22 protein-coding genes and 1 pseudogene are annotated in these 24,843 nt (G+C 69.4%); 5 read left to right on the forward strand and 18 right to left on the reverse strand.

Translation table 11 applies throughout. The annotated features are described in order from the left end of the window. Positions 1 to 3: 3 nt before the first annotated feature. Genes F1D05_RS11750 through glgC form a run of 5 tightly spaced genes read right to left on the reverse strand, consistent with a single transcriptional unit; the run spans position 4 to position 5,813 of the window. Positions 4 to 429 (reverse strand): RidA family protein, encoded by a 426-nt coding sequence (locus tag F1D05_RS11750; RefSeq protein ID WP_185447582.1) that lies wholly within the window; start codon positions 427 to 429, stop codon positions 4 to 6. Continuing rightward, entirely contained in the window at positions 426 to 1,931 is a 1,506-nt protein-coding gene (locus F1D05_RS11755) for a 2-hydroxymuconic semialdehyde dehydrogenase (protein ID WP_185447584.1), read from the reverse strand. Before F1D05_RS11755 ends, F1D05_RS11750 begins: the two co-directional genes overlap by 4 nt. Beyond that, the gene (locus F1D05_RS11760; RefSeq protein ID WP_185447586.1) at positions 1,928 to 3,280 is read right to left on the reverse strand and encodes an FAD-dependent oxidoreductase; all 1,353 of its coding nucleotides are present in this window, start codon (positions 3,278 to 3,280) and stop codon (positions 1,928 to 1,930) included. The genes F1D05_RS11755 and F1D05_RS11760 overlap by 4 nt, the downstream gene beginning before the upstream one ends. Further along, the gene (gene kynU / locus F1D05_RS11765) at positions 3,277 to 4,590 is read right to left on the reverse strand and encodes a kynureninase (protein WP_246486612.1); all 1,314 of its coding nucleotides are present in this window, start codon (positions 4,588 to 4,590) and stop codon (positions 3,277 to 3,279) included. Before kynU ends, F1D05_RS11760 begins: the two co-directional genes overlap by 4 nt. Further along, positions 4,587 to 5,813, reverse strand: a complete 1,227-nt coding sequence (glgC, locus tag F1D05_RS11770) for a glucose-1-phosphate adenylyltransferase (RefSeq protein ID WP_185447588.1) — start codon at positions 5,811 to 5,813, stop codon at positions 4,587 to 4,589. Before glgC ends, kynU begins: the two co-directional genes overlap by 4 nt. A 64-nt stretch (positions 5,814 to 5,877) precedes the next feature. On the opposite strand from glgC, the gene F1D05_RS11775 reads away from it, so the two are divergent. Next, complete coding sequence (locus tag F1D05_RS11775) at positions 5,878 to 6,414, forward strand: GNAT family N-acetyltransferase (RefSeq protein WP_185447590.1); 537 nt, start codon at positions 5,878 to 5,880, stop codon at positions 6,412 to 6,414. 366 nt (positions 6,415 to 6,780) lie between these two features. Beyond that, positions 6,781 to 7,938 carry a glycogen synthase gene (gene glgA, locus F1D05_RS11780; RefSeq protein ID WP_185447591.1) on the forward strand — a complete coding sequence of 386 codons (1,158 nt, stop codon included), beginning with the start codon at positions 6,781 to 6,783 and terminating at the stop codon, positions 7,936 to 7,938. A 107-nt stretch (positions 7,939 to 8,045) separates the two neighbouring features. Here glgA and F1D05_RS11785 read toward each other — a convergent pair whose 3' ends face one another. Next, positions 8,046 to 9,563, reverse strand: a complete 1,518-nt coding sequence (locus tag F1D05_RS11785; RefSeq protein ID WP_185447592.1) for a leucyl aminopeptidase family protein — start codon at positions 9,561 to 9,563, stop codon at positions 8,046 to 8,048. Between the two features lie 143 nt (positions 9,564 to 9,706). Continuing rightward, positions 9,707 to 9,874 (reverse strand): DUF3117 domain-containing protein, encoded by a 168-nt coding sequence (locus tag F1D05_RS11790; protein ID WP_012923066.1) that lies wholly within the window; start codon positions 9,872 to 9,874, stop codon positions 9,707 to 9,709. 179 nt (positions 9,875 to 10,053) lie between these two features. Here F1D05_RS11790 and F1D05_RS11795 point away from each other — a divergent pair, with 179 nt between their 5' ends. Continuing rightward, positions 10,054 to 10,851: a PaaX family transcriptional regulator gene (locus F1D05_RS11795; RefSeq protein ID WP_185447593.1), complete on the forward strand. Its 798-nt coding sequence runs from the start codon at positions 10,054 to 10,056 to the stop codon at positions 10,849 to 10,851. A gap of 31 nt (positions 10,852 to 10,882) precedes the next feature. Continuing rightward, positions 10,883 to 11,674: an enoyl-CoA hydratase/isomerase family protein gene (locus tag F1D05_RS11800; protein ID WP_185447594.1), complete on the forward strand. Its 792-nt coding sequence runs from the start codon at positions 10,883 to 10,885 to the stop codon at positions 11,672 to 11,674. A gap of 669 nt (positions 11,675 to 12,343) precedes the next feature. Here the strand turns inward: F1D05_RS11800 and F1D05_RS11805 are convergent. The 8 genes and pseudogenes from F1D05_RS11805 to F1D05_RS11835 all read right to left on the reverse strand — a co-directional run. Continuing rightward, a pseudogene (locus F1D05_RS11805) lies at positions 12,344 to 12,862 on the reverse strand (DNA-3-methyladenine glycosylase I); the annotation flags it as partial. Between the two features lie 39 nt (positions 12,863 to 12,901). Then, the gene (locus F1D05_RS11810; RefSeq protein WP_281388937.1) at positions 12,902 to 13,333 is read right to left on the reverse strand and encodes an SRPBCC family protein; all 432 of its coding nucleotides are present in this window, start codon (positions 13,331 to 13,333) and stop codon (positions 12,902 to 12,904) included. A 9-nt stretch (positions 13,334 to 13,342) separates the two neighbouring features. After that, positions 13,343 to 13,546: a hypothetical protein gene (locus F1D05_RS11815; protein ID WP_185447596.1), complete on the reverse strand. Its 204-nt coding sequence runs from the start codon at positions 13,544 to 13,546 to the stop codon at positions 13,343 to 13,345. A gap of 15 nt (positions 13,547 to 13,561) precedes the next feature. Then, positions 13,562 to 15,343, reverse strand: a complete 1,782-nt coding sequence (locus tag F1D05_RS11820) for a DivIVA domain-containing protein (RefSeq protein ID WP_281388975.1) — start codon at positions 15,341 to 15,343, stop codon at positions 13,562 to 13,564. 63 nt (positions 15,344 to 15,406) lie between these two features. Next, positions 15,407 to 16,273 carry a TIGR00730 family Rossman fold protein gene (locus F1D05_RS11825; RefSeq protein WP_185447598.1) on the reverse strand — a complete coding sequence of 289 codons (867 nt, stop codon included), beginning with the start codon at positions 16,271 to 16,273 and terminating at the stop codon, positions 15,407 to 15,409. 72 nt (positions 16,274 to 16,345) lie between these two features. After that, positions 16,346 to 17,410 carry a succinyl-diaminopimelate desuccinylase gene (dapE, locus tag F1D05_RS11830; protein ID WP_185447600.1) on the reverse strand — a complete coding sequence of 355 codons (1,065 nt, stop codon included), beginning with the start codon at positions 17,408 to 17,410 and terminating at the stop codon, positions 16,346 to 16,348. Next, entirely contained in the window at positions 17,397 to 17,633 is a 237-nt protein-coding gene (locus tag F1D05_RS40065; RefSeq protein ID WP_343066587.1) for a VOC family protein, read from the reverse strand. Before F1D05_RS40065 ends, dapE begins: the two co-directional genes overlap by 14 nt. Next, positions 17,573 to 18,064 carry a VOC family protein gene (locus F1D05_RS11835; RefSeq protein WP_246486614.1) on the reverse strand — a complete coding sequence of 164 codons (492 nt, stop codon included), beginning with the start codon at positions 18,062 to 18,064 and terminating at the stop codon, positions 17,573 to 17,575. Before F1D05_RS11835 ends, F1D05_RS40065 begins: the two co-directional genes overlap by 61 nt. 343 nt (positions 18,065 to 18,407) lie before the next feature. Between F1D05_RS11835 and F1D05_RS38805 the strand changes: the two genes are divergently transcribed. Then, positions 18,408 to 19,124, forward strand: coding sequence for a hypothetical protein (locus F1D05_RS38805; protein WP_206686177.1), 717 nt, complete (start codon positions 18,408 to 18,410; stop codon positions 19,122 to 19,124). An 809-nt stretch (positions 19,125 to 19,933) separates the two neighbouring features. On the opposite strand, the gene istB is transcribed toward F1D05_RS38805, so the two are convergent. The 3 genes from istB to F1D05_RS11855 all read right to left on the reverse strand — a co-directional run bounded on the left by istB (position 19,934) and on the right by F1D05_RS11855 (position 24,724). Then, complete coding sequence (gene istB, locus F1D05_RS11845) at positions 19,934 to 20,761, reverse strand: IS21-like element helper ATPase IstB (protein ID WP_185442126.1); 828 nt, start codon at positions 20,759 to 20,761, stop codon at positions 19,934 to 19,936. Continuing rightward, complete coding sequence (istA, locus tag F1D05_RS11850; RefSeq protein WP_185442125.1) at positions 20,758 to 22,314, reverse strand: IS21 family transposase; 1,557 nt, start codon at positions 22,312 to 22,314, stop codon at positions 20,758 to 20,760. Before istA ends, istB begins: the two co-directional genes overlap by 4 nt. Positions 22,315 to 22,921: 607 nt before the next feature. Then, positions 22,922 to 24,724 (reverse strand): HNH endonuclease signature motif containing protein, encoded by a 1,803-nt coding sequence (locus F1D05_RS11855; protein ID WP_246486615.1) that lies wholly within the window; start codon positions 24,722 to 24,724, stop codon positions 22,922 to 22,924. Positions 24,725 to 24,843 lie beyond the last annotated feature (119 nt).

Raw genomic sequence — 24,843 nt, forward strand, 5'->3', positions numbered from 1 at the left:
GGCTCACCTCTCCGTTGAAGTGGGCGGCAGTACTGCGACCGCCTGGATCTCTATCAGCAGTTGCGGATGCGGCAGCTGGTGCACGGCGACCGTCGTACGAGCCGGGCCTGTCTCGTCGAAGTACTCCGCGTACACCTCGTTGTACCCCCCGAAGTCGTTCATGCTGACCAGGTACGACGTCAGGCTGACCACATCGTCCAGGCCCGCGCCGACCGCCGCGAGGATGTCCCGGATGTTCTCGATCACCGCCCGCGTCTGCTCCCTGATGTCCAGCGTGGTGGTCCCGAACTCGTCCACGGACGCACCCGCGATCGTGTTGTCCGCCCGCCGGCTCGACGTCCCCGACACGTACGCGAACCCGCCCGCCACCTTCACATGCGGAAACTTTCCCCGCGGCTGCGCCTTCCCCGCCACCAGCTTGCCGCTCATGAGAGCTCCACGCAGACGTTGGTGAGTTCGGAGTAGAAGTGGAGGGAGTGGGTGCCGCCCTCGCGGCCGAGGCCGGAGAGCTTGGTGCCGCCGAAGGGCGTGCGGAGGTCGCGGAGGAACCAGGTGTTGACCCAGACGATGCCGACGTCGAGGGCCGCGCCGGCGCGGTGGGCGCGGCCGACGTCGCGGGTCCAGACCGTTGCGGCGAGGCCGTAGCGGCTGTTGTTGGCCAGCGCGAATGCCTCGTCCTCGGCGTCGAAGGGGGCGATGTGGCAGATCGGGCCGAAGATCTCCTCGGTGTTGGTGCGCGCGTCGGCGGGTAGCCCGGTGACGACCGTCGGTTGCACATAGCAACCACCGTCGCGGGCATCGCCGAACGACGGTACGCCGCCGCCCACGAGCACCGTGGCGCCCTCGGAGCGCGCGAGGTCGTAGTACCCGAGGACCTTGTCGCGGTGCTGTTTGGAGATCAGCGGCATGTTCATCGTGGCCTCGTCAGCGGGCCAGCCGAAGGTCAGTTCACCGGCACGCTTGGCCAGGCGTTCGCAGAACTCGTCGTACACGGGCCGTTCGACATACAGCCGTTCCGTGCAGAGGCAGACCTGGCCGCCGTTGGTGAAGACCGAGCGGACCGAACCCTCCACAGCCGCGTCCAGGTCGGCATCGGCGAAGACGAGGCCGGCGTTCTTGCCGCCGAGCTCGAAGGAGACGGCCTTGACCCCGTCGGCCGCGGCCTTGGCGATCGCGCTGCCGGTGGAGGATTCGCCGGTGAAGGTGATCGCGTCGACGCCCGGGTGCTTGGTGAGGAACTCCCCCGCCGATGACGGGCCGAAGCCGTGCACGAGGTTGAAGACACCATCCGGTACGCCGGCCGCGGCCATCACCTCGGCGAGTACGGTCGCCGAGGCCGGGGTCTCCTCGGAGGGCTTCACCACGACAGCGTTGCCGCAGGCAAGCGCCGGGGCGACCTTCCAGGTGAGCAGCAGGAGCGGCAGGTTCCAGGGCACGATGATCGCGACTACGCCGGCCGGTTTGCGTACTGCGTAGTTGAGCGCGCGGCGTCCGTCGGGGAGGACGGTCGTGTACGACTCGGTCGGCGTGGTGGTGGCGAAGTCGGCGAACGCACGGAAGTTCGCGGCACCGCGTGGAATGTCGAGGGTTCGAGCTTGGCTGATCGACTTGCCTGTATCGCCGACCTCGGCCGCGATCAGGTCGTCGAAACGGCGCTCGAGTTCGTCGGCGACACGACGGAGTACGACGGCTCGTTCCTGCTCGCTCATCCTGCCCCACGGGCCGTTCAGAGCAGCGCGGGCGGCACTCACCGCTGCATCCACGGTCGCCTCGTCGGCCTCCGAGACGTCGAAGATCTTCTCCCCCGTCACCGGACTCAGCTTGGCGAAGGTGCTGCTGCTGGCAACAAACTCTCCACCCACAAAGTTCCGCAACAGCCCTGGCTCACCACCTTTGCCGGTGAGCAGTTCGGGCCGCCAGAGCGAAGTCATCGAGGCCTCCGAGTGCGGCGGGAGGAGCGCGCGGTCGACGAGCCGGAGGCCCGTGCGATTCGGGCGGCGATGCCGAGGACGGCGGCTCCGAGGAGTACGGTCGCGGCGAGGACCTGGTGTTGGCGGTGGACTCGGGTGCGGACCTCGGCGTACGGGGTGGTGGAGAAGGAGACCATTTCGTAGCGGGAGACGTAGTGGCCTGGGAGTGCGCGCTCCAGGGCGTGCTCGATGCGTTTGCCGAGGCGGAAGACCGGTGACGCCACCTTGTCGCGCATCTCGACGAAGTTCGCCAGCGCCATCTCCGCGATCGCTTCGGTGTTCTCCCGGCGGCGGTGCTCGAACAGCGGCAGCGCCCGCGCCCACGTCCCGGCCGTGTCGTCCAGGCAGCGATCCAGCTCGACCACGTCCTCGAACGCACAGTTCGCGCCCTGCCCGTAGAACGGCACGATCGCGTGCGCGGCGTCGCCGATCAACGCAGTACGGCCGTGTGCCTGCCACGGCGACGTGTGCACGGTGCCGAGCACGCCGACCGGATTGTACTGATAGTCGGCGACCAACGAAGGGGCCGACGGCAACAAATCCGGGTACTGCGAACGGAAGTGTGCCTCGATCGCGCCGGCGTCGGCCAGCGCGTCGAACGACCCCGTCGGCCAGAACAGCGTGCAGGTGAAGGACCGATCCGGGTTCGGCAGCGCGATCATCATCGACGTACCGCGCGGCCAGATGTGCAGCGCACCCGGGTCGAGCGCGAACTCGCCGTCCACCGCCGGGATGCTCAGCTCCTTGTACCCGTAGTCCAGGAAGTCGACGTCCTCGGTCACCGCGCCCTCGGCGAGCAACTGCCCGCGCACCGCCGACCCGGCCCCATCAGCACCCAGTACTACGTCCGCCTGCGCCTCCACCTTGCCCTCGGGCGTCGCGAAGATCATCGACCCGGCCTGGGAGTCGAGCTCCACCAGCCGATGCTCGAACCGGATCTCCACCCCGGGCGCGGCGGCGGCCGCATCCAGCAAGGCGTTGTTGAGCGCACCGCGACTGATCGAGTTGATCGCCCGGTCCTGCGTCGCGCTGTACTTCTGGAAGTCGAGCGGACCCTCCACCGGGTGGATCATCCGGCCCTTCATCGGCAGCGCGTCGCGCATCACCTCGTCGACCAGCCCGATCCGGCGCAGCGCGTCGAGGCCCCGCTCCGAGATCGCCAGGTTGATCGACCGGCCGCGCTCCACCTGCGCCACCCGCGGATCCGGGCGCCGTTCGTACAACGTCACCGGCAAACCCCGCCGCGCCAGGAAACAGGCCAGCAAAGACCCGGTCAGCCCAGCTCCGACAATGGCTACACGTTCTTTCATGCACTCTCCGGAACTACCTCGGCCAGCGCTCGAGCGGCGCGCCAGCAGTCGTGGTACAGCGAATAAAGCGGGACCGGCGCAAGCCGCAGCACGTCGGGCTCGCGCGCGTCGGCAATCACACCGAACCCGAATCGGAGCGCCTTGGCGAGCTCCCCCGCCGTACGGTCGCCGCCGATCCGCAGCGAGAGCTGGGCCCCGCGCTCAGCCGGGTCGGTCGGGGTGATCACCTGGAGCGGCCGGCCGGGCGTGACGTCGGCGAGCAGCCTTTCCAGGTACGCAGTCAGCCGGAGGCTGCGCTCACGCAGTACGCCGATGCCGACCTTGTCGAACAGCTCCAGCGACGTCCGCACCGGGCTCATCGAGAAGATCGGCGGATTCGACACCTGCCAGGCATCGGCGGACGCGGGCGGCCGCGACTCGGCCGTCATCTCGAACCGGGTGGACGCTTCGGTGCTCCACCAGCCCTCGAAGCGCTGCAGCGCCGGATCGCCGAGATGCCGCTCGTGCACGAAGGCTCCGGCGAGCGCACCCGGCCCGGAGTTCAGGTACTTGTACGAACACCAGGCCGCGAAGTCCACGTCCCAGTCGTGCAGCGACAACGGCACGTTCCCGGCCGCGTGCGCGAGATCCCATCCGACGACGGCCCCGGCGGCGTGACCGGCCGTGGTGATCGTGGGGATGTCCATCAGCTGGCCGGTGAGGTAGTTGACCCCGCCGAGCAGGACCAGCGCCACATCGGGAGTCAGCTGCGCGAGGACATCCGCAGTACGGAGGCAGTCTTCGCCGTCGCGGGGTTTCAGCCGTACTACGGCATCGTCGGGATCGAAGCCGTGGAAGCGGGCCTGCGACCGGACCGCGTAGCTGTCCGACGGGAAGGCCGAGTCCTCGATGACGATCCGGAACCGGTCCGCGGCCGGGCGGTAGAACGACACCATCAGCAGGTGCAGATTGACGGTCAGGGAGTTCATCACCACGGTCTCACCGGGCAGCGCGCCGACAAGTCGCGCGGCCGAACCGGTGAGCAGTTCGTGGTACGGGAGCCACGGTCGCGTCGCCTCGACGTGTCCTTCGACGCCTAGTGCCGCCCAGGAGTCGAGGTCCTCGAGCAGCTCGGCGCGGGTCGCCTTCGGTCTGAGGCCGAGCGAGTTGCCCGCGAAGTACGCGACGTCTGGGTAGTAGCCGTCGGCGACGGGCGGGATGTCGAACAGCTCCCGGTGCCCAGGGTCGGCTTTGTCCAGCGCATACGACTCGGCTTCGGACCCGGGCTCGACGCCTGGGACAGCCTGCTCGGGCCCGATCCCCAGCGTCACGGTTTGATGACCTGGCCCTTGCCGAGCACCGTGACACCGCCCTTGGACACGGTGAAGCCGCGCTCGCGGTCCAGGTCCGGGTCGACGCCGATCTCGGTACCGTCCGGGATCTCGATGTTCTTGTCCAGGATCACGTTCTTCAGGACGACGTTCGCGCCGATCTTGCAGTTGTCCATGATCACGGCCCGGTCGATCTTGGCGCCCGCCAGCACGATCACGTTGGCGCCGATCACCGAATGGTCCACGGTCGCGCCGGAGATGATGGAGCCGGCGCAGACGATCGACTCGCCGACGGTCGCGTTGTCGGTGAACTTGGCGCCGGGCAACTGCGGGTGCGAGGTGAAGATCGGCCAGTCGGAGTTGTACAGGTTGAACACGGGCTGGATCGAGACCAGGTCCATGTGCGCCTCGTGGTACGAGTCGAGCGAACCGACGTCGCGCCAGTACGAGCGATCCCGGTCGAGGGCCCCCGGTACGTCGCTGTCCTTGAAGTCGTAGACGCCGGCCTTGCCCTCGGCAACCAGCATCGGGATGATGTCGCCGCCCATGTCGTGCCTGCTGGCCGGGTTCGCGGCGTCCTTGCGGAGCGCCTCGACCAGGACGTCGGCGCTGAACACGTAGTTGCCCATCGACGCGAACGTCTCGTCCGGCGAGTCCGGCAGTCCGGGCGGATCGGCGGGCTTCTCGAGGAAATCGGCGATCCCGTACCCGTCGTCGGCGGTCTTGATCACACCGAACTCCGACGCCTCGGCCCGCGGCACCCGGATGCCGGCCACGGTCACCCCGTTGCCGCGCTCGATGTGCGCGGCGACCATCAGGGAGGCGTCCATCCGGTACACGTGGTCCGCGCCGAACACCACGATGATGTCGGGCTTGGCGTCGTTGATCAGGTTCATCGACTGGTAGATCGCGTCCGCGCTGCCCTGGTACCACTGCGGGCCGAGCCGCTGCTGGGCCGGCACACAGGTGACGAAGTTGCCGAGCAGGGTCGACATCCGCCAGGTGACCGTGACGTGCCGGTCGAGCGAGTGCGACTTGTACTGCGTCAGTACGCACAGGTTGCGGTAGCCCGCGTTGACCAGGTTGGACAGCACGAAGTCGATCAGGCGATAACTCCCGCCGAACGGCACAGCCGGTTTGGCCCGGTCCGCCGTCAGCGGCATCAGCCGCTTCCCCTCGCCGCCGGCCAGCACGATTCCGAGAACTCTGGGTGCCTTCGCCATGTCCGCACCTTAACCGCCGATGCCCCGTCGCATAAGACGGTTGCGTGTGTCGGACACTAGGCCCATGCCCCGACTCGTCGAACCCACTGCTGCCGTGCACCGATCCTTCCTCGAAGCCTGGGACGAACTGGAGCCGGAGCAGGAGCGCTGGATGGGTGCTCGCGGGCTCTGGCAGGAGTGGACCCGGCAGGAGTTGGAGGACCCGGGCGAGTTCGCCGCGATGGTCGAGGCGATCAAGGCCGAGGCGCGGCCGGACACGGAGATCCCGCCGGATCTCGTGCATCAGACGATGCTCTGGTACGTCGAGGGCGACCAGTGGCTCGGCCGGCTCTCGATCCGGCACACCCTCACCCCGGTCCTGCACGAACTCGGCGGCCACATCGGCTACAACGTCCGCCCCTCCGCCCAGCGCAAGGGCTACGCGACCCGGATGCTGACCGAGTCCCTTACATGGGCCGCCCGCCTCGGCATCGACACCGCCCTCGTCACCTGCGACGTCGACAACCTCCCCTCCCGCCGCGTGATCGAGTCCGCCGGCGGCGAACTGGAAGACGAACGCCACGGCAAACTTCGCTTCTGGGTCCCCACCCACGTCTCCTGACCCCGCCGAGCCCCCCACCTCAGCAGGCTCGCCCAGCGCCCCCACGCACCTCGCCTTCCCTAACCTCAGCCGCCCCGCGGCGGCCGGCCCTTACACACCCCGCCTTCCCTCACCTCTACCGCCTCGCGGCGGCCAGCCCTTACACACCCCGCCTTCCCTCACCTCTACCGCCCCGCGGCGGCCAGCCCTTACACACCCCGCCTTCCCTCACCTCTACCGCCCCGCGGCGGCCAGCCCTTACACACCCCGCCTTCCCTCACCTCTACCGCCTCGCGGCGGCCAGCCCTTACACACCCCGCCTTCCCTCACCTCTACCGCCCCGCGGCGGCCAGCCACTGCTTTTGTGAATGCTTTATGGTCGGGAGCATGAAGGTCGCGATCTTGACTCGTGAGTTCCCACCGGACGTGTACGGCGGGGCGGGGGTGCATGTGGACTTTCTGGTTCGCGAGTTGCGCCGGCTGCTCGACGTAGAAGTGCACTGCATGGGCGAACCACGCCTGGGCGCGATCGCCCACTCCGAGGACGACCCGCGGATGCCGCACGCGAATGCCGCATTGCGGATCCTCTCGACCGACCTCACCATGACCGCCGGTGTCGAGTCGGCCGAGGTCGTCCACTCCCACACCTGGTACGCGAACATGGCCGGCCACTGGGCCAAGCTCCTGTACGGCATACCGCATGTGGTCACCGCGCACTCACTGGAGCCGCTGCGGCCGTGGAAGGCGGAGCAACTGGGAGGCGGCTACCGCCTGTCGAGCTGGGCCGAGCGTACGGCGTACGAGGCAGCCGATGCCGTCGTCGCGGTCAGCCACGCCACCCGCGACGACATCCTCGCCAGCTACCCGGCGATCGACCCCGCCAAGGTGCACATCATCACCAACGGCATCGACGCGGACTTCTACCACCCGGATCACGCGACGAACGTGCTCGAGCGGCTCGGCGTCGACCTGAACCGGCCGTACGTGACGTTCGTCGGCCGGATCACCCGGCAGAAGGGCGTCCCGCATCTGCTCCGCGCCGGGCTGCAACTGGACCCGTCGGTCCAGCTCGTCCTGCTCGCCGGCGCCGCCGACACGCCCGAGCTGAAAGCCGAGACGGACGCGCTGGTCGAAGAGCTACGCGCTTCGCGGGACGGCGTGTTCGTCGTGTCGGAGATGCTGCCGCGCGAAGAGGTCCGCCAGGTGCTGACCCACGCGCTCGCGTTCGTCTGCCCGTCGGTCTACGAGCCGCTCGGCATCGTCAACCTGGAGGCGATGGCGTGCGAGACCGCCGTCGTGGCCAGTGCGGTCGGCGGCATCCCCGACGTCGTCGTACCGGGTCTCACCGGCACGCTCGTCCCGTACGACGAGAACGACACCATCACCTTCGAACGCCAGCTCGCCGAGAGCATCAACGAGCTCGTCGCCGACCCCGCCAAGGCCGAGGCGATGGGCAAGGCCGGCCGCGAACGAGCCATCGCCGACTTCGGCTGGGACGCGGTAGCCGACCAGACCGTCAAGCTCTACCAGTCACTACTTAGCTAGCCCGGACTTTCCAGCACTCACCAAACCCGCACATCGGAGGTCCTCACGTCGGAGCTGAGCGTGAGAAGGCCGGGCGACCGCGGGAAGCTGAGTGTTGGCGGTACAGGTCAGCCGATGCCAGCGGTGGGGGTGTCGCTGGTGAGCCAGGTGGTGAGGAGGCGGGCGCCGGCGCCGGTCGCGCCGGTGGTGTACTCCAGGGCGTCGGCCGGGGACTCGGCGATGCTGGACAGGTCCAGGTGCGCCCACGGCACGTCGCCCGCGAAGGCCTTCAGGAACAGCGCGGCCGTGATCGAGCCCGGTCCCTTCGACGAGTTCACCGAGTCCGCGATCGGGGTCGAGATCAGGTCGGCGTACTCGGCCGGCAGCGGCATCCGCCAGAGTCGCTCGCCGGCCGCCTCGCCCGCGTCGGCCAGGTTGTCCGCGAGCGCGTCATCGGTGGCGAACAACCCGCCGTACAGCATCGAGCCGAGGGAGACCTTGATCGCGCCGGTCAGGGTGGCGATGTCGACGATGACGTCCGGCTTCAGCTCCTGTACGGCGTACGCGAGCCCGTCGGCCAGCACGAGGCGACCTTCGGCGTCGGTGTTCTTCACCTCGGTGGTGCGACCGCCGAAGTGCCGGATCACGTCGTCCGGCCGGTACGCCGTACCGGACGGCATGTTCTCGGCCGAGCAGATCAGCCCGGTGACCCGCACCTTCGCGCCGAGCTCCTTCAGCGCCGACATGGTCGCGATCACCGAACCGCCGCCGGTCATGTCGCGCTTCATCGACACCATGCCCTCGCGCGGCTTCAGCGACAGGCCGCCCGTGTCGTAGGTGATCCCCTTGCCGACGAGTACGACGTACGGCGTGTCCTTGGTCGCGCCGACCGGGGTGTAGTCGAGGCGGATGAATCGCGGCGGGCGGGTGGACCCCTTGCCGACGGCGAGGATGCCGCCGAACCCGTCAGCGGCCAGCCTCTTCTCGTCCCACACCGTCACCTCCAGCCCGGTGAGACCGGCCAGCTCGGTCGCGCGGGCGGCCATCCAGGCCGGGTCCTTCTCGTTGGAGGGGGTGGTGGCGAACTCGCGCGCCAGCCAGCCGGTCCGGCCGACCACCAGGCCGCGCTCGACGGCGATATCCCGATCCTCGTCGGAACCGTCGGTCAGCTCGATCCGGCCGACCACCGGCTTACCGAGGTCGACGGTCTTGCGGTGGAAGCTGAACGAGCCGAGCACGACACCCTCGGCGAACGCCTGCAGCCCCGCGTCCTCGATGCCTTCAGCAACAACAGTGGTGAGTTCGTCCTTGCCGCGGCCGAATCGCGCGATCGCGGCTCCGGCGTGTCGCAGCTCCCGCGGGGTGCCCGCGCCGGCGCCGACCAGCAGCACCTCGGCCACCTCACCGGTCAGCAGCGGGTACGCCGCCGTGCTGCCGGCTGCCCGGCCGAACCCGGCCTCCTCCTGGACCTCCAGCAACCGGTCCAGGTCGACGCCGAGACGTTCCCCGGCCTCCTTCGCGGCGGCGGGCAGACCCGACTCGCCGACCACGATCACCCAGCTGCGGGAACCGTGGACAGGAAGACCCGGCTGCCAGACGACGGCCGGCAGGGTCGGGAACACGGTGCGTGCACTTCGGCGAGCCACTTCGACGACCTCACTGTTTGATCAAATTTGGACTGCATCGACCTGGGCCAACCGTAACGACCCCGGCCGGTGCCCGAAAGCACCCACCGGGGTCGTGGAGTTGTCGCGGGTGCGCTCGTGCAGCTGCACCCCGGAGAGTCGGCTCAGCCGACAACGGCCTTCAGCGCGTTCCCGAGCTCGGTCGCCTCGTCGGCGTTCAGTTCGACGACCAGCCGACCGCCGCCCTCGAGCGGGACCCGCATCACGATCCCGCGGCCCTCCTTGGTGACCTCGAGCGGACCATCGCCCGTCCGCGGCTTCATCGCCGCCATGCGCGCACCCCTTCCCTCATGGATCTTGCCCTCTTCGGTCTTGAGCGACGACACCACACGGTGGACCGTTGCCGGCACCGTGCGGTGATGCGCCGTCGGCGCGTATCGCAGTGTGTATCGCGACCCATTATCCCCGATGTCAGGCCAGAGCCGTGCACCATACGGCAGACTCAGGTCTCGTGCACGCCCGTTCAGCTCTCTTCGACCTGTACGGCGACCACCTGCGCGCGCGTGGTGCGCGCGCCCCGGTGGCCGCCCTGGTCCGGCTGCTCGCGCCGCTGGGAGTCCACCCACCGGCCGTCCGGACCGCCGTTTCCCGGATGGTCCGGCAGGGCTGGCTGGAGCCGGTCCGGATCGACGGGCTGCCCGGGTACGCGTTGACCACCCGGGCGCGTCGCCGCCTCGACGACGCGGCGGCCCGGATCTACCGGACCGAGGCGGGTGGCGAGGGCGGTGGCGAGTGGGATCGCGCCTGGCACCTGAGCATCCTGCACGAGGTCCCGAACGCCCGCCGCCGCGAGCAGCTGGCGAGCCAACTCGCCTTCCTGGGTTGGGCTCCGCTGTCCGACGCGGCCTGGGTCGGACTGCGCAACGACACCGAGGTCGACCAGATTCTGGGCGTCGAAGGGATCGCCGCGGACCGGTTCACCGCACCGATCGCCGACGACGCCGTCGAGTTCGCCCGGCGGGTCTGGAAACTCGACGAACTCGGCGCTTCGTACGACAGCTGGCTGAACGAGGCGAAGGCACTGGCCGAGAGTGCCGGGCCGGAGGCGACCGACGAGCAGGCGTTCGCGATCCGGTCCAGCCTGGTGCACGAGTGGCGGAAATTCCTCTTCCTCGATCCGGGGCTGCCGGCCGAGCTGCTACCCGACGACTGGGCCGGTGCGCGGGCGGCCTCGTTCTTCGATTTCCACGCGAATCGGCTGGGCCACGCGGCCGGGCGTTTCGTGGACAACTGCCTGACCGTTCACTGAAAATCTCACCGACTGTTGGGAGCTAGGCACGATGAGTGACTCCGTCCTGTACGACGTGTCCGAGGGCATCGCCACGATCACCCTGAACCGCCCCGAGGCGATGAACTCGCTCGACATCGCCACCAAGGTGGCGCTGCGGGACACCATCCAGGCGGCCGCTGACGACCCCGCAGTACGGGTTGTGGTGCTGACCGGGACCGGACGCGCGTTCTGCGTCGGACAGGACCTCAAGGAGCACATCGGCCTGCTCGAGGCGAACGACACCGCCGCGTTGTGGAGCACGGTGCCGGACCATTACGCGCCGATCGCCCTCGCTCTCGCGGAGATGCCGAAGCCGGTCATCGCCGCGCTGAACGGTGTCGCCGCCGGCGCCGGCGCGTCGATGGCGTTCGCCTGCGACTTCCGGATCGTTGCCGACACCGCAGGGTTCAACTTCGCCTTCACCGGCATCGCGCTGTCCTGCGACACGGGCATCTCGTGGACCCTCCCCCGCCTGATCGGCCAGGCCCGCGCGACCGAACTCCTCTACTTCCCCCGCACGATCCCGGCCGAGGAGGCTCTCGGGCTGGGCCTGGCGACCACCGTCGTGGCCGCCGCGGACCTCACCGCCGCGGTGACCGACCTGGCCACCAAACTCGCCGACGGCCCCACCGTCGCGTACGCCTCGGTCCGCCAGTCGCTCGCCTACTCAGCCACCCACACCCTGGCCGAGTCCCTAGCCTTCGAGGCCGACAAGATGCGCCTCACCGGCGACACGGCCGACCACAAGAACGCGGTCGCCTCCTTCGTAGCCAAACAAAAACCAACCTTCCACGGCAGCTAGATCCCCGTACTACGCCCACCACAACTCCACCGTCGCCCGGCGTACCACGCCCCATCGCAGCTCCCAACCCACCCACCCCAGGCCGCCGCTCCTAGGTCGCGGCTCAAAGGCGAGACCCGCGCGCAGCCCGACCAGCGGGCGATCGCGGGGCCACCAGGTCGCGAGCAATCGCGGTCTGTCTGCCACCGGGCGATCGGCGGTCCGCCAGGTCGCCGAATGATCGCCGGTTCGCCCACCACCGAGCCATCGCCGGTTGGCACCACCGGGTGATCGGCGGCCTGCCCGCCCCCGGGCGATCGCGGGTCCGCCGAGTCGCCGGGCGATCGCGGGTCCGCCGAGTCGCCGGGCGATCGCGGGTCCGCCGAGTCGCCGGGCGATCGCGGGTCCGCCGAGTCGCCGGGCGATCGCGGGCGGAGCCCGGCCGTGTCTCCAGCCAGGTAGTGGGATCCAGCTCCCGGGCCACCTGCCGCCTGCTCGCGGCGTGGCCGCGCCGATCCAGCCCCGAACCGCCGGGCCACTGCCTGGGTGGAGGTCTGCCCGCCCGCAGCGCTCGCGCAATAAGGCGGGCGGCAGGAGGAGCCGCTCGCGTGACCGCGCCGCCAACGGCTGGATCTCACCGCCGACGGAGCTTGTCGGCGTACCGGCCGCCGGCTCTGATGCGGCGGCGAGTTAGCGGGCTATGCAGTCGGCGAGGTGGTCGTTGACTATGCCGGTTGCCTGCATCAGGGCGTAGGCGGTGGTGGGGCCTACGAAGACGAAGCCCTTTTTCTTCAGGGCTTTGGACATCGCGGCTGATTCTGGGGTGATCGCTGGGACGTCGCCGAGGGTTTTCGGGGCCGGGCGGGATTCGGGCTGGAAGGACCAGAGGAGGTTGGTCAGGTCGCCGTCGGCCAGCTCGAGCAGTGCTCGGGCGTTGGTGATCGTCGCGTTGATCTTCAGGCGGTTGCGGACGATGCCCGCGTCGGCCATCAGGCGGTCGAAGTCATCTGAGCCGTACGCCGCGATCAGGTGTGGGTCGAACTGGTCGAACGCCTTCCGGAAGTTCTCCCGTTTGCGCAGGATCGTGATCCAGGACAGGCCCGACTGGAACCCCTCCAGCGTCATCCGCTCGAACAACCCGTGGTCGTCACGGATCTCCCGGCCCCACTCGTTGTCGTGATATTCGACGTACTCCGGGGCCGTGGTCGCCCAGCCGCAGCGTGGTTGGCCGTCCGGGCCCGGCCACCGTCATCGCGCGAGCTCCTTCGTCAGCCGCTTGAACGAGATCCGCATCATCAGCTCGAACCCGGGCCGGACCAGCGGCCAGGCGATCCGCCCCAGCCGGCCGAACGGCGGAATCACGTCCTCCGACCAGACGAACGTGCTCCCACCCGGAGCGGGCCGGACCGCGAATGTCCCGGTCCCTCGGACGAGGGTGCCGAGGTGTTTCACCGTGCATTCGCGCGGCGGATCCCAGTGCGTGATGACCATGTCGTCAGTGAACCCCACGCCACCGACAGAAGTCCGCGCCGCGACCCCGCCGCCGACGCCCTGCCCGTCGTTCCCGGTCGCCCAGACGCGAGTGAACAGCATCCACCCCGACTGCCGCTCCCAATCCATCACCACCTCCCACGCTGCCTCCGCGCTAAAGCCAGCTCCACCGAAGCCTCCGCATGACAAGGCCCACCGTCAGCCATCAACCCACCCGACCATCAGCTTGGGATCGATCAGCGGCATCAGCTCAGCTATCGGCCTCGGCCCGATAGTCGGCTTCAGGTCATCCATCGGCCTCAGGTCGATAGTCGGCTTCAGGTCATCCATCGGCCTCAGGTCGATCGTCGGCTTCAGGTCATCCATCGGCCTCAGGTCGATCGTCGGCTTCAGGTCAGTCATCGGTTCGGTCAGGGATCAGTTCGGGCGCTGAATGGCGTTCGCATCAGGCGCGGCACTGTGCCGCCCACGAGGAGCCTGGTCTTCCGCTTGCCCGTTCTCACTGTCCTGCTGGTTCCAGGAGGGCACCTGCCCCTCCTGCTGCCCGTTAGCCGACTGCACGGCCGCCGCCCCAGGATCAGCCCACAGCTGCCCGCTCGGCTGCGGCGCCGCCGGTTGCCCGGGCACAACACCCTGCCCGGCCTGCTCCTGCACGTCGGACCGCTCGGCCTGCTCCTGCACGTCGGACCGCTCGGCCTGCTCCTGCACGTCGGACCGCTCGGCCTGCTCCTGCACGTCGGACCGCTCGGCCTGCTCCTGTACTACGGGCAACTCGGCCTGCTGCTGCGCAGCGGGTTGCGCGGGCTGCTCTTGTGCTACGGGTTGCGCCGAGTCAGGTTGCTCAACTGCAGGTTGCACGGGCTCGGTTTGCTGAGGTGCGGGCGGGTGTTGTGCGGCGTGCGGCTGGGGCGATGGCGCGGACGGCTCCTGGAACCAAGGCGCGGCGCTGTCCTGTGCCTGCAGCACAGGCTCCGGCGGGACCGGCGGAAGCGGGGCCTCCAGCGCGGAAAGCGCCTCGCTCGACGGTTCCTGCTGCACGCTGGGCTGCTGGGTGGGCTGAGCCGCCGGCGGTGAGTCCTGCTCGGCAGGCGAGAGCGCTGACACCTTGGGGTGCGGCTCGGGGTGAGCGGCTCCCGTTGGCTCCTGGTTGGCGAGCAGCGGCGCCTGCGGCGTATCGGTCTCAGCTGTCTGCAGGACCTCAGGCTCAGCTGACTGTGCCTGGGGCACCTGCGGTGACTCTGGTTCTGCTTGCCACACCTCGGCCTGGGGCGACTGCTGTTGCTCCGGTTCGGCTGCTTGCCACACCTGGGCTTGGGGCGACTGCTGTGGCTCCGGTGCGGCTGCTTGCCACACCTGGGCTTGGGGCGACTGCTGTGGCTCCGGTGCTGCTGCTTGCTGGACCGGGGCTTGGGGCGCCTGCGGGGCGTCGGCCTCGGCTGCCTGCCGCGCCGCCGGCTCAGCTGCCTGCAGCGCCGCGCCTCCAGGTACTTGCTGAGCCGCAAGCTCGGCTGACTGCTGCGCAGCGGTCTCAGGTACCTGCGGGGTGTGCGCCTCAGGTACCTGGTGAGCCCCGGGCTCGGCTGCCTCGGCTGATTGCACGGGCTCGGCTGCTCGCGGCGCGGCTGCCTCGGCTGATCGCGCGGGCTCGGTCGCCTGCGGCATCGCGGGGTCGACTGCCTGCGATGTCTCGGGCTCGGCTGCCGGCGCGGGCTCGGCTGCTGGCGTGGGCTCGGCTGCTGGCGTGGGCTCGGGTGGCTGCTGCGCCACAAGCTCGGCTGCCGGCTGGGGAGCGGGGGCAGGGCCTGGTTCGGGGAAGTTGCCGCCTACCAGGATGGGGAGTTGGTAGCCGGTGTCGTCGAAGTCTTCGGTGGCGTAGGGGTCGCGGGAGGCGAAGCCGGCGCCCTCGGGTCCGTGGAGGATCGGGGTGATGGCTCGCTCGAGGTCGGCGATCCGGCGGTCGCGTTCGGCGACCTCGCGGGCGACCCGCTCGAGGAGGGTGTCGACCTCGTCCATCCGGTAGCCGCGGAGACCGACGCCGAAGCGGGCGGTCTCGATGTCGTCCGAGGTGAGCGCTTGCCGGGCCGGCACGGACATGTCCGGCCGGTCGTCGTACGCCGTGCTCATAGCGCCCCAGCGCCCGGAAGCGACGACGGCGACGGCCCCGATCAGGACCACGACTATCAAGGCGAAGAACCACATCACGGGACCGATCGTGCCATGCCGAAGTACTTCAACGCACAACCGCTCCGGGTTTCAACCGAATCACTGGCCGTCCGAACCCAGCCGGTGCGCCTCGCGCCGCTCGCGAGCCTCCGGGCTGTCCGCCTCGGCGACGTCATTGGCCGCCGCCTCGGCCGCCGCCTGGGCAGCGGCGTCGGCCAGCTCGCCGGACTTGACGATGTAGCTGATCGCCTCGTCGACGTCGTCGGTGATCACGAACATCTCCAGGTCGGCCGCCGAGATCTTGCCGTCGGCAAGCATCGTCTCGCGCAGCCAGTCGGCCAGCCCGCTCCAGTACGACGACCCGAACAGCACCACCGGGAACGACGTCACCTTGCGCGTCTGGGCCAGCGTGAGCGCCTCGAACAGCTCGTCCAGCGTGCCGAACCCACCCGGCATCACCACGAACCCCTGCGCGTACTTCACGAACATCGTCTTGCGGGTGAAGAAATAGCGGAAGTTCATCCCGATGTCGACCCACTCGTTCAGGCCGCTCTCGAACGGGAGCTCGATGCCGAGCCCGACCGACACCCCGCCCGCCTCGGAGGCGCCCTTGTTCGCCGCCTCCATCACGCCCGGGCCGCCGCCGGTGATCACGGCGTAGCCGGCCTCGACCAGCTTGTGCCCGAACCGCTCCGCGGCGGCGTACATCGGATCGTTCGGCTTCGTCCGCGCCGAGCCGAAGACGCTGATGGCAGCACCGAGCTCGGCGAGCATGCCGAAGCCCTCGATGAACTCCGACTGGATCCGCAGCACTCGCCAGGGGTCGGTGTGCACCCAGTCCGACGGTCCACGGCTGTCGAGCAGGCGCTGCTCGGAGGTCGACTGCTGTACCTGGTTACGCCGCATCACCACGGGCCCGCGCTGCTGCGACTGCGGGCGGTCCGGGTGGATAGATGGTTCTGCCATGCCCCAAGATTAGTGCGGCGGCCCACCCGCGACCCGCAGTACGGCCGCGTCCAACCGGCTGTGCAGCCGGTTCTATTCCGCTGTCAACCAGCTCCTCAGCCGCTGTTCACACTGCTCGATCTCCGCCTCCGGCACGTATTCCTCCTGCTTGTGCGCCAGCAGCGGGTCCCCCGGCCCGTAGTTCACCGCCGGTACGCCGAGCAGCGTGAACCGCGCCACGTCGGTCCAGCCGAACTTCGGCTGCGGTTCGCCACCGACAGCCGCCAGGAACGCCGCCGCGGCCGGTCGCTCGAGCCCCGGCAGCCCACCCGGCGCCGAATCCGTGATCGCGACCTCGAACCCGTCGAACACCTCGCGGACATGCGCCTCGGCCTCCGCCTCCGACCGGCTCGGCGCGAACCGGTAGTTGACCGTCACCGTGCACAGATCCGGTACGACGTTGCCCGCGACGCCACCGCCGATCCCGACCGCGTTCAGGCCTTCGCGGTACTCCAGCCCGTCGATCGGCACCCGGCGCGGCTCGTACGCCGACAGCCGGGCCAGGATCTCCCCGGCGGCATGGATCGCGTTCTTGCCCATCCACGAGCGAGCCGAGTGGGCCCGTTCGCCACGCGTCGTCACCTCTGCCCGCATGGTGCCCTGGCAGCCGGCCTCGACCACCGCGTTCGACGGCTCCATCACGACGGCGAAGACGCCCTGCAGCAGTTCGGGGTCGGACTGGGACAGCTTGAACAGCCCGTTCCGCTCGGCCTCGATCTCCTCGCAGTCATAGAACACGTAGGTGACGTCGCGGACCGGCTCGGTCAGCGTCGCCGCGAGCCGGAGCCCGACTGCGACCCCACCCTTCATGTCGCAGGCGCCGAGACCGTGGATCAGCCCGTCCGCGCGCCGCGACGGCAGGTTGTCGTTCAGCGGCACGGTGTCGAGGTGGCCGGCGATCACGATCCGCTCGTCGCGGCCGAGCTCCGTCCGGGCGACCACCGTGTTGCCGTGCCGGCTGACGGTCAGATGCGCGTACGCCGACAGCGCCGACTCCACCGCGTCGGCCAGTTCCTCCTCGGTCCCGCTCACCGACGAGATGTCGACCAGCGACTCGGTCAGGTCCGGTCCGGACTGGGTCAGATCAAGCTTGGCCATCAGACTCCTCGGCAGGTGGCAGGAAAACACAGAACTCGTTGCCCTCGGGATCGGCGCAAACCCACCAGCCGATCTCGTCATCCTTGGGCCGCAGCAGTGTCGCACCCGCGTCGAGGACGGGCTGCAGGTCGTCCGCACTGACGTCCCAGTGGATCCGGTTCTTCACCGTCTTCGGCTCCGGCACCGGATTGAAGACCCAGTACGGGAACGGCAGCCCGGGCACGTTCTCCAGCCAGTACCACGGGTCGGCGGGATCGTGAGCGACGTCGCCGCCGACCAGCCCGCCCACCAGCGTGCCTGCGCCTCCGGATCGACCGAGTCGACCACCAGCTCCATCAACCTGTACGCCGGGACGCTGTCGCGCACGAACCCGCAGAACTCACCGCCCTCGGGATCCCCCAGCACCGCCCAGTGCTTCTCGTCGGTGATCGGGCTCTGCACCGTCGCGCCGAGCTTCTCCAGCTCGTCGATCGCCCCCGTGTGCACGTCCAGGTGCACCCGCTGCTTGGCCGTCCGCGGCTCACTGACCTGGTTGATCCAGATGGTCTTCTCCGGCCTGTCCCCCACCAGCACCGCCGGGTTGTCCGCCGGCGACGTCAACCCCAGCACCCGCCCCCAGAACGAGGTCATCACGCTGCGACAGCTGACGTCCACACAAAGATCCTTGAACCGAGCAACAGCCATCCCCGAATGCTAGTGGCCGCCCGTACGCCGTCCCCCATTCCGCTCCCACGTCGCCCGCTCACGACCGCAACCCAGCTCCAGCGACAGCAGGCCCGCTCCAGCGACAGAACTCCCCCTGGCGGACACCGGCTCCCTCGGCATCACTCTGCCCCAACCTCCGACGACCACCCGCCCGCTTCCTGGCGCGCCGGCCCTCTCGGGACAGCGCAGGGCACCCCGGCGACAACAGCAAAATCGCGACTGCGGACACCCCGATGGCCACGCCAGATCCCGCCACGTGGCGGCGGCACATGGCAGCAGGTGGTGACAGCAGGTGGTGACAGCAGGTGGTGGCAGCAGGTGGTGGCAGCAGCAGGTGGTGGCCAGCAGCAGGTGGTGGCCAGCAGCAGGTGGTGGCCAGCAGCAGGTGGTGGCCAGCAGCAGGTGGTGGCCAGCAGCAGGTGGTGGCCAGCAGCAGGTGGCAGCAGCAGGTGGCAGCAGCAGGTGGCAGCAGCAGGTGGTGGCAGCAGGTGGCAGCAGCAGGTGGTGGTGGCCAGCAGCAGGTGGTGGCCAGCAGCAGGTGGTGGCAGCAGGTGGTGGCCAGCAGCAGGTGGTGGCCAGCAGCAGGTGGTGGCAGCAGGTGGTGGCCAGCAGCAGGTGGTGGCCAGCAGCAGGTGGTGGTGGCCAGCAGCAGGTGGTGGCCAGCAGCAGGTGGTGGCAGCAGGTGGTGGCCAGCAGCAGGTGGTGGCAGCAGGTGGTGGCAGCAGGTGGTGGCCAGCAGCAGGTGGTGGCCAGCAGCAGGTGGTGGCAGCAGGTGGTGGCCAGCAGCAGGTGGTGGCCAGCAGCAGGTGGTGGCCAGCAGCAGGTGGTGGCAGCAGGTGGTGGCCAGCAGCAGGTGGTGGCCAGCAGCAGGTGGTGGCAGCAGGTGGTGGCCAGCAGCAGGTGGTGGCCAGCAGCAGGTGGTGGCCAGCAGCAGGTGGTGGCAGCAGCAGGTGGTGGCAGCAGGTGGTGGCAGCAGGTGGTGGCAGCGGTACATGCCAGCGGCACGTAGCAGGAGGCGGTGGCCGGCCTAGGCCCAGGTGGGGTGTCCGGTGTCGAGGTTGTGAGACCCGCGGGGGTTCAAGGGCGGGCGTGCGGTCGGCGGCCCAGACGGTGGTGGGTCGCCGACGAAGGGGAAGGCGCCACTGGTCGCCGAATCTCGCCACCGCACCGCCACCGCCACCGGCACCGGCACCGGCATCGGCTTGGGGTACTGGTGTCGCCCGGTCGTGGCCGCTCAGCGCGGCGTGGGACAAGGACCTGGCGGCAACACAGGACCGCGGCGCGGATGCCGATCTCGCCTGTCTGGTCCAACAACCGGTACGGCATCGCCACCCAACCCAGGCAGCACAGCACAGCACAGCACAGCACAGCACGGCGGCCGGGGAGCTCCGTATCCCTCGACCGACCCAGTCGTACAAGGTGACAGCCGACGCACTGCAATCACCACCCAGACACGGCAGCAGACGGCGCCGGCTCAGGTGGGCCGCCACGCGGGCCGCGCAGCGACTTGTGTGTGGTCGTCGTGGCTGTTGTCTGGATGAACTGGGCGGTGCCAAACAGCAGCCAGCGCGCCGGTGCGCGCGTGCGCCCGTGCGCCGCTCCGGCCAGCCCGAGAACTCGGCACCCGGGCCGGGCAGTACGAACCGGTGGGCGCGGCGGGGTGTTGCGGTGCCGGGCCCGGGGTGGCGGGGTGTTGCGGTGCCGGGCCCAGGGTGGCGGGGTGTTGCGGTGCCGGGCTGAGTATGACAACCCCATCTGGCCCCGCTGTGATGCTTTGATTTGGCCCCACCCTGCTTGTTTTGGTGGTGTTGTCTTGGGTTAGTTGGTGGCGGTTCGGCTGCGGGTTTGCCGGGTGGTGTTGAGTCTGTAGGACTTGGTGCCGGTCTGGATGATGTGTGCGTTGAAGGTGAGTCTGTCCACGACTGCGGCGGCGAGGCGGGGGTCGGTGAAGGTGGCGCCCCATTCGGAGAATGGGGCGTTGGATGCGCAGGCGATGGATGCTCGTTCTTCGCGGGCGGTGATGATCTGGAAGAGCAGTTCCGCGCCGCGTGGGTCGAGGCGGACGTAGCCGATCTCGTCGAGGCAGAGCAGGTCGAGTCGGGCGTAGCGGCCCACGACGCGGGACAGCTGTTTGTCGTCTGAGGCTTCGACGAGCTCGTTGACCAAGGCGGCGGTGGTCACGTAGCGGACCCGGCGTCCTTGCTCGGCTGCTGCGGTGCCGAGTGCGATGAGCAGGTGTGTTTTCCCGGTGCCGGAGTCGCCGAGCAGGACCAGTGGTTGTCCGGCGTCGATCCAGCCGCCGCCGGCCAGGTGTGCCAGCGTCGGTGCCGGTAGGTCGGGCAGCACGGTGTGGTCGAACTCGGTGAGGCGTTTGGTGCGGGGGAACTTGGCCTCGTTGACTCGCCGGATCCGGCGGCGGGCGTCGCGTTCGTCGCATTCCGCGGTGAGGATTTCGGCCAGGAATGCCTTGTGGGTAAGGCGTTGCTTGGCTGAGGCCTCGGCCATCGCGATGGCTTCGGCGCGGATGGTGGGCAGTGCGAGTAGTCGGCAAGCGGCGTGGATCGCGGCCTCGGCGGCGGGGTCAGACAGGGCGGTCACCGTGGTCGTCGGGGTGGCGGCTGGCGCGGTTTTCGTGGCGGGGCTCATGCGGTTTCTTTCTGGAGTAGTTGGTCGTAGTCGGCCAGTGATGGCGTCGGCCGTTGGGTCGTCGCAGCGTGGGACGCGGTGGGTGGAACCGGGACCGGCGGGGAGGTCGCGCCGGCTGAGGTCATCGCGCTGCGTGCGGTGACCGCGACCAGGTCGGGATCGAAGTTTCCGAGCACCAGCGCGCCTTCGATGCCCGCACTCACCACGGTCGCGGTCATGGTGCGGTGGAGCAACAGCACCCCGATCAGGGCGCGGGTGCCGGGCCCGTCGCCGTGTTGCTTGCGGGCGGCGTCCCAGAACCGTTGATGAACCGCCGTGAACGCCCCGGATGCTCGCGCGGTGACCAAGGCGGTGGACCCGGACATGGCGCCGGGTTTGCGGGTGAGGACTTCCAGATAGTGGTCCAGAACGAGATCCTCGCTGCCCTTGTGCAGCGACCGGGTATGTTCAGCGATCACCTTGCCTGCGTCGAGCACGATCACCGCGGTGGCGCCGAGACGAACCTCGAGCCGGCGACCAGCGAACCGGGCCGGGACCGAGTAGTACGACTGGCGGACACAGACCCGTGCTTTGGCGTCGACCCGGCATGACAGCGGGGCCGAGACATCGAAGGTTTCACTCGGCAGCGGGTTCAGCAAGACCAGTTCACGGGCCGCGGCCGCTCCCACGGTCTCGGCGCGGGCACCGATGCGGCGCGCGTCGTCGCGGGCATCGGCGGCGGCCAGGGCCTGGTTCAGCGCGGCCAACGATGCCACGTGCGGGACAGGAGTGAGGTGCCGTCGGCGGAACCGGCCGATCTCGCCCTCGACACCGCCCTTCTCATGAGCACCCTCTAAGCCTGGCGCGCAGAAGAACGAGTCATAGCCGTAGTGGGAGCGCATCGCGATGAACCGTGGATGCTCGAACCGTTCCCGGCCCAGCGCGACCCGGATCACCGCGGGCCTGAGGTTGTCGTAACGGATCATCCCGGTCGGTACCCCACCCAGCGCCTCGAACGCACGCACATGCCCATCCAGGAACGATTCCTGGGTCTGATTGGCATAGGCAACATGGACCGCTTTGCCCGAATGCGACAGCCGCAGGCAAAACATGAACACCTTCATCACCACCCCAGCGATCACCGCAGTGAACTCCCCGAAGTCGACCTCGGCCTCCTCGGCCGGTCCATGAGTCTGGGGCACCATCACCTGCGCCCGGTCCCCACCGATCTCGGTCTTCAGCTGGGCGACCAACCCCCGCACGCTGGACTCGGCCACCACGACACCCTCTTCCTCCATCAGCCGCTGCCAGACCCGGCGAGCGGTATGCCGCTGCTTCTTCGGGGCGTCCAGGTCCGCGGTCAGCCAGCCACCGATCGTGGCCAGATGCGGGCCCAGCACCGGCGCCACACGCTCTGGAGATTTCCGCGTCGGAGGCACCGCATCACCCAACGCCAGACGCACCGTGCGCCGATGGACCTGGTGGCGCTGCGCCAGTGCCCGGATCGACAAACCTTCATCTCGACGCTCGCGTCGGATACGTTCGAACTGCTCCACTCTCGATCTCTCCTTCAACCCCTCCACCTCTCGTGATCGCCTTGGCAGACGACACGAACGTAGAGGACTGGATGGTCGAGGGTGGAGCCAAATCAAGCCATCACTACCGCCCCAAGTGGGGCCAAATCAGACTGGCACACTCACCGGGCCCAGGGTGGCGGGGTGTTGCGGTGCCGGGCCCAGGGTGGCGGGGTGTTGCGGTGCCGGGCCCAGGGTGGCGGGGTGTTGCGGTGCCGGGCCCAGGGTGGCGGGGTGTTGCGGTGCCGGGCCCAGGGTGGCGGGGTGTTGCGGTGCCGGGCCCAGGGTGGCGGGGTGTTGCGGTGCCGGGCCCGGGGTGGCGGGGTGTTGCGGTGCCGGGCCCGGGGTGGCGGGGTGTTGCGGTGCCGGGCCCTGGGTGGCGGGGTGTTGCGGTGCCGGGCCCAGGGTGGCGGGGTGTTGCGGTGCCGGGCCCAGGGTGGCGGGGTGTTGCGGTGCCGGGCCCAGGGTGGCGGGGTGTTGCGGTGCCGGGCCCAGGGTGGCGGGGTGTTGCGGTGCCGGGCCCGGGGTGGCGGGGTGTTGCGGTGCCGGGCCCTGGGTGGCGGGGTGTTGCGGTGCCGGGCCCGGGGTGGCGGCCCGGGGGGCGGGGTTAGCCGGTGTCGAGGGTTTCGGGGGCCCAGGGGTCGTAGTCGGCCGGGGGTCGGGTGGCTGGTGGTGGCGGGTCGTTGGCCAGGGGAAAGGCACGGACCGGGCGTCCCGGCCGGTCAGGCCGGTCAGGCCGGTCGGGACGGTCAGGCCGGTCAGGACGGTCAGGACGGTCTTGTCGCCTGAACGGGTCGTTGGTGGTGTGCTCGGTGGGGCGTGACGCGGCGTCGCGGTGGGGTGTGTCGGCGGTGTCGGCTGGTGGTGATGGTGAGGTGCGGGGTGGTCTGGTGTGGCGGGGTGGGGTAGCCCAGGTGGGGCGGGTGATGTGGACGGTGCCGTTGGTGATGGTGACGGTGTAGTGGCCGGCGTGGACTGCTTTGTGGTCGGTGCTGCAGAACAGGGCGAGGTTTTCCAGGCAGGTGGGGCCGCCGTCGATCCAGTGGATGAGGTGGTGGGCGTGGCAGTAGCGCGGTGGCGCTCCGCAGATGACGCACCCTTTGTCGCGCTTGTTCAGGGCGCGTCGGATCGCTGTGGTGACGAAACGTTCCTCGCGGCCCACGTCGAGGGGTTCGGAGTCCGAGCCGAGCACGATCGGGATGATCGCGGCGTCGCAGGCCAGGCGGCGGACCGCTGCCGCGGACAGGCTGTCACCGAACTGGAGGTTCCCGGTCGCGTCGCGGCCTTGTTGTTTCAGGTCGGTGTAGTCGATGGTGACGGTCACATGCGGCTTCACGCCGCCGTGGCCGGGAAGGTCACCGGTACCGGCGGCGACGGTCAGCACCTGGGTGAGGGCGTCGGCCTGGCGTTTGTCGCGCGACCGCGGGTCGAGTTCACCGTCGACTTTGCGGGGTTTCGCGGCGGCTTCGATGAGAGTCTTGAACAGTTCGGCGTTGGCGTTGGCCAGGTAGCCGGAGAATTTCACGCCACGGTCGGCGTTGGTGAGGTGGAGCGCTTCGCGGCGTTCGGCGGCGTCTTCGGCCGGTTCGGGGCCGTCGGTGTCGAGGACCTCGCAGACCTGTTTGCCGAGTCGTTTCAGTTCCCATGACGTCAGGTGCCGGGCGGCTTCGACCATCTGCTGTTCGGCGACCCGTAAGGTCTCCACCGCCACCATCGCGGCCGCCGGGACTGCTTCGAGTGTGGACACGATCGCTTCGGCCTGGGCCGGATGCAGCAACACCGCCAGCAGTTCGGCGTCAGCTGGCTCATCGGCCGGGGCACCGGTCAGGCCGGGCTCGGCGTCGCCGTCGGCGTCGACGTCGGCTGAATGACCGGTCCGGGCTGGCGCGGCGCCGGCGCCGGCCGGGTCACCACCGGTCTCACCAGTCTCGCCGGTCTCACCAGTCTCGCCGGTCTCGCCGGTCTCGCCGGTCTCGCCGGTCTCGCCGGTCTCGCCGGTCTCGCCGGAAGCGTCGGCGTAGTGGATGGCCGGCTCGTCACCCGTCTCACCGGTCTCGCCGGAAGCGTCGGTCTTACCGGAAGCGTCGGTGTAGTGGATGGCCGGGTCGTCACCGGCGGGTGTGTGCGGGTCGGGCAGGGCTGCGGTGACGGCGGGGTATTTGGTGAGGGCGGTGGCTAGGGCGAGGTCGCGTTTCACCTCGGGATGGTTGAGCCGGTGGCGCGTCGCGATGAACCGGGTGGTGCCTTGGCCGCTGATCTCTTGGGTGTGGCCGGTCTCGTCGAGTCGGGCGATGACTTCGAGGCGGTAGGTCTCCCGGCGCGCGGACTCGGCATGCAGCGCGTCGAGAGCGGCGACTGCTTCCTCGCCACTCATCATGCACGCGGGCCGCGCGGACAAGAGGAGTTCCATACAGCTAACACTAGACCCGCCCACCGACAGTTTCCGAACCCGCGAATCCCTTGTGGACAAGGGATTCCACGATGTACGAGATCTGGCCAAGTTGTCCACAGCACCGATCGGGCTGTGGA

This window comes from Kribbella qitaiheensis, from assembly GCF_014217565.1.
In the GTDB taxonomy this organism is placed as follows: Bacteria; Actinomycetota; Actinomycetes; order Propionibacteriales; family Kribbellaceae; genus Kribbella; species Kribbella qitaiheensis_A.

Bases quoted from the DNA above. Each gene is read 5' to 3' on its own strand.
- F1D05_RS11750 (WP_185447582.1), bottom strand. From the start codon at position 429: ATGAGCGGCAAGCTGGTGGCGGGGAAGGCGCAGCCGCGGGGAAAGTTT.
- F1D05_RS11755 (WP_185447584.1), bottom strand. From the start codon at position 1,931: ATGACTTCGCTCTGGCGGCCCGAACTGCTCACCGGCAAAGGTGGTGAG.
- F1D05_RS11760 (WP_185447586.1), bottom strand. From the start codon at position 3,280: ATGAAAGAACGTGTAGCCATTGTCGGAGCTGGGCTGACCGGGTCTTTG.
- glgC (WP_185447588.1), bottom strand. From the start codon at position 5,813: ATGGCGAAGGCACCCAGAGTTCTCGGAATCGTGCTGGCCGGCGGCGAG.
- F1D05_RS11775 (WP_185447590.1), top strand. From the start codon at position 5,878: ATGCCCCGACTCGTCGAACCCACTGCTGCCGTGCACCGATCCTTCCTC.
- glgA (WP_185447591.1), top strand. From the start codon at position 6,781: ATGAAGGTCGCGATCTTGACTCGTGAGTTCCCACCGGACGTGTACGGC.
- F1D05_RS11790 (WP_012923066.1), bottom strand. From the start codon at position 9,874: ATGGCGGCGATGAAGCCGCGGACGGGCGATGGTCCGCTCGAGGTCACC.
- F1D05_RS11800 (WP_185447594.1), top strand. From the start codon at position 10,883: ATGAGTGACTCCGTCCTGTACGACGTGTCCGAGGGCATCGCCACGATC.
- F1D05_RS11815 (WP_185447596.1), bottom strand. From the start codon at position 13,546: ATGACTGACCTGAAGCCGACGATCGACCTGAGGCCGATGGATGACCTG.
- F1D05_RS11820 (WP_281388975.1), bottom strand. From the start codon at position 15,343: ATGTGGTTCTTCGCCTTGATAGTCGTGGTCCTGATCGGGGCCGTCGCC.
- F1D05_RS11825 (WP_185447598.1), bottom strand. From the start codon at position 16,273: ATGGCAGAACCATCTATCCACCCGGACCGCCCGCAGTCGCAGCAGCGC.
- dapE (WP_185447600.1), bottom strand. From the start codon at position 17,410: ATGGCCAAGCTTGATCTGACCCAGTCCGGACCGGACCTGACCGAGTCG.
- istB (WP_185442126.1), bottom strand. From the start codon at position 20,761: ATGAGCCCCGCCACGAAAACCGCGCCAGCCGCCACCCCGACGACCACG.
- F1D05_RS11855 (WP_246486615.1), bottom strand. From the start codon at position 24,724: ATGGAACTCCTCTTGTCCGCGCGGCCCGCGTGCATGATGAGTGGCGAG.